This window comes from Streptomyces spongiae (assembly GCF_009377185.1).
Classification (GTDB): Bacteria; Actinomycetota; Actinomycetes; order Streptomycetales; family Streptomycetaceae; genus Streptomyces; species Streptomyces spongiae.
In genome coordinates this window covers 1-3548 of sequence record NZ_VJZC01000809.1, presented here as the reverse complement: position 1 = coordinate 3548, position 3548 = coordinate 1, and the positions used below count along the sequence as shown (strand labels likewise).

The 3548-nt window shown below is 74.0% G+C and carries 2 protein-coding genes; one reads left to right on the top strand and one right to left on the bottom strand.

What is annotated here, in order from left to right:
• The coding region (locus FNH08_RS47100) for a tetratricopeptide repeat protein (RefSeq protein WP_152778009.1) at nt 1-2165 on the top strand (2165 nt) is incomplete at its 5' end.
• A gap of 51 nt (nt 2166-2216) precedes the next feature.
• Here the strand turns inward: FNH08_RS47100 and FNH08_RS47095 are convergent.
• Nucleotides 2217-3548: bifunctional 3'-5' exonuclease/DNA polymerase (locus FNH08_RS47095; RefSeq protein ID WP_152778007.1), on the bottom strand; the 1332-nt coding region annotated here is incomplete at its 5' end.

The following is a 3548-nucleotide window of genomic DNA, read 5'->3' as shown; positions in this document are numbered from 1 at the left end:
GCCCCGCTCAGCTCCCGCCCCCACCGGCCCGGTTCACCGGCCGTGCCGAGACGCTGATGTCCCTGCGCCACGCCCTGGACACGCGCTCGGTGCCGGCCGGGCGCGTCCCCACGGTCGCCGTCATCAGCGGTATGGCCGGCGTCGGCAAGAGCGCCCTCGCCCTGCACGTGGCCCACGAACTGGCGGAACGCTTCCCCGACGGCCAGCTCTACGTCAACCTGCACGGCGCCACCCCCGGCATGACGCCGCTCGGCCCGGGCCAGGCCCTCGCCTCACTCCTGCGCGACCTCGGCACCGAGTCGCGCCGCATCCCCGACCACCCCGACGCGGCCGCCGCGCTCCTGCGCTCCACCCTCGCGCCGACCCGCACCCTGATGGTCCTCGACAACGCCGCGCACGCCGCGCAGGTACGGCCGCTGCTGCCCGCGGGTGCCGGCTGCGCGGTGATCGTGACGAGCCGCTCGCCGCTCACCGCGCTCGACGGCGCCCACCGCTTCCCGCTCGCACCCCTGTCGGGAGAGGACAGCGCGGCGCTGCTGCGGGCGCTCTCCGGCCGGGACGGGCTCGACCGCGCCCACCCGCTCGTCGAACTCACCGGCCGTCTCCCGCTGGCCCTGCGGGTCGTCGCCGCCCGCCTCGCCGCGCGCCAGGCGCTCACGCCGGACGCGCTCGCCGGTCAACTCGCCGCCACGGAAGGACGGTTGCATCACCTGGAGTACGACGACCTGAGCGTCCGCCGCTCCCTGGCCGTCGCCCACGACGCCCTCAGCGCCTCCGACCGGGAGATCGACCGCGACGCCGCGCTCGCCCTGCGCCGCATCGGCGCGCTCGACCTCCCCGCGTACGGTGTGCCTCTCCTCGCCCGCCTCACCGGCACCGACGAATGCCGCGCCGAGGCCGCCCTCGACCGCCTCGTGGACGTCGCCCTGCTGGAGGAGAAGTCCTACGGCCGGTACGCCCCGCACGACCTGGTACGGGACTTCGCGCGCGAGTTGGCGGAGAACGGCGGCCACGGTTCGGGCACCGGAGTCGTCGGGGACGCCCTGCGCTGGTACGCCGACCGGGCCCGGCAGAGTGTCGTCGCGGTGCTGCCGCCCGGCTACGAACGGGACGAGCGGCTGCGGCTGACGGCCGGCGAGACGGACCCGGTCGACACCCGCCCCTTCCCCTCCGCGGAGGCGGCCTTCGCCTGGGCCGACCGCGAACTGCCCAACATCGTCGCCCTCGTACAGCGCTGCGGCCGCCCGAACCCGACAGGAACGGACCTGACCGGGACGGCGCCTTCGCCGCTCGTCCCCGCCCTCGTGCGCCACCTCTTCCCGTATCTGCACCGCAGCGGCCACCTCGCCGAACTGGACGCACTGGGACGGATCGCGCTGGACGTGGCGCGGGCGGTCGGGGACGACGCGTCGGAGGCGTTCGCGCTCACCGACCGGGCGGGGCTGCACTACATGTCGGGCCGGCTCACCGAGGCGCTCGCGCTCAACGACCAGGGACTCCAGCTGTGGCGCGGGCTCGACGCCATGTCCTGCGTGCGGCGCTGCCTCAACAACCGCGGCCTGCTGCTGGAGAGCCTCGGCCGCTACGAGGAGAGCGAGGAGGCGCTGCGGCAGAGTCTGGAACTGTCCCGGCAGCTGTGCGATCCGTACGGCCAGGCCGTGACGTTCAGCCACCTCGGCAACCTGTACTGGCACACCGACGCGCGGGCCGCGATCGTCCACCACCAGCGGAGCCTGGCGCTCGGTGACGTGGCCGACAGCGTCCTGCTGCGCAGCACCGCGCACTGCAACATCGGCTACGCCCAGCTCAGGCTCGGTGAACCGGAGCGCGCCGTGCGCAGCTTCGAGCAGAGTCTGGAGATCCTCGGTGACGACGAGGACTGGGGCGGCGAGTCCCAGACCCGGCTCGGCCTCGTCCGCGCCCTGCGCGCGCTGGACCACATCGAGCGCGCGAGTCGCGAGTGCGCCCGGCTGCTGGGGCTCGCGGAGAAGCGGGCCGACCTGTACATGACCGGTCTGGCCCGGCACCAGTGTGGCCTGCTGCTGGCGGGCGAGGGACGGGCCGAGGAGGCGCGCGGGGAGTGGGAGTCGGCCCTGGAGGTACTGGGCGGGACGGACTCGCCGGTGGCGGGGGAGCTGAGGAAGCTGCTGGCGGACGAGAGCTGACGCGAACGGTGCCCCAGCCATTCATTTCGCGCTATTTGGTGTTATTTCGTGTTACTTGGCATCCGCGTAGCACCGCACCACCGCTGTCGTGAACGGGAACCGCACCGGCGTCTGGCCGAAGGTCAGCCGCCCCGCCAGCTCGGCGGCCTCCCGGATCGCGACGACCACCGCCTCGGCCTCCTCCTCGGGGCAGTGGACTATGACCTCGTCGTGCTGGAAGAAGACCAGCTCGGCGGCCATGTCGGCGAGGGTGCGGCGGAGCCCGGCGAGCAGGAGCAGGGCCCAGTCGGCCGCGCTGCCCTGGACGACGAAGTTGCGCGCGAAGCGGCCGCGGGCACGGGCGTTGGTGGAGGCGTAGCCGGGCGTCCACTCCTGGTCGTCGGCGGCGGCCTCGGTCGGCTCGTCCTGCGGGATGCCTGCCTCGTCCGCCGCGTACTCGGAGGCCCCGGCCGCCGGGGGACACGTACGCCCCAGCCAGGTCCGTACGAGCCGGCCCTCCTCGCCGGCGCGGGCCGCGTCGTCGACGTACGCGACGGCCCGGGGGAAGCGGCGGCGGAGCGCGGCCAGGTTCTTCAACCCGTCCCCGGAGGTCTGCCCGTACACGGCACCGAGCACGGCGAGCTTGGCCTGGGCGCGGTCACCGGAGAACGCCCGGTCGGAAACGGACTGGTACAGATCGGTGTCGCGACCGGCGACCTCCATCAGACCGGGATCACGCGAGATGGCCGCCAGCACCCGTGGCTCCATCTGGTCGGCGTCGGCCACGACGAGCCGCCAACCGGGGTCGGCGACGCAGGCGCGCCGGATGACCTTGGGGATCTGGAGCGCGCCCCCGCCGTTGGTGACCCAACGCCCGGTGACGGTCCCGCCCGACAGGAACTCGGGCCGGAACCGGCCGTCCCGCACCCAGTCCTGGAGCCAGGACCAGCCGTGGGCGACCCAGATGCGGTACAGCCGCTTGTACTCCAGCAGGGGTTTCACGGCCGGGTGGTCGACGGACTCGATCTCCCACCGCCGCGTGGACTTCACCTTCACCCCGGCCCGGGCGAAGGCCTTGACGACATCGGCGGGCAGATCGGGGCGGACCCGCCGCCCGAAGGCGTCGGACACCTCCTCGGCGAGCTCGGCCAGGCGCCTGGGCTCGCCGCCGCCCGCGTACCGCTCGCCGAGCAGCTCGTGCAGGACCTCGCGGTGGACGTCGGCGCTCCAGGGCAGGCCCGCGTGGTTCATCTCGGCGGCTATCAGGGTGCCGGCGGACTCGGCGGCGGTGAGCAGGTGCATGCGGTCGGGGCGGGCGGTGGCGTCGTGGCGGCGCTGCTGTTCGGCGTACACCTCGATGAGGTCGGTCAGAGGGACGTGGACGGGGCGGGGCTCGAAGAGGGG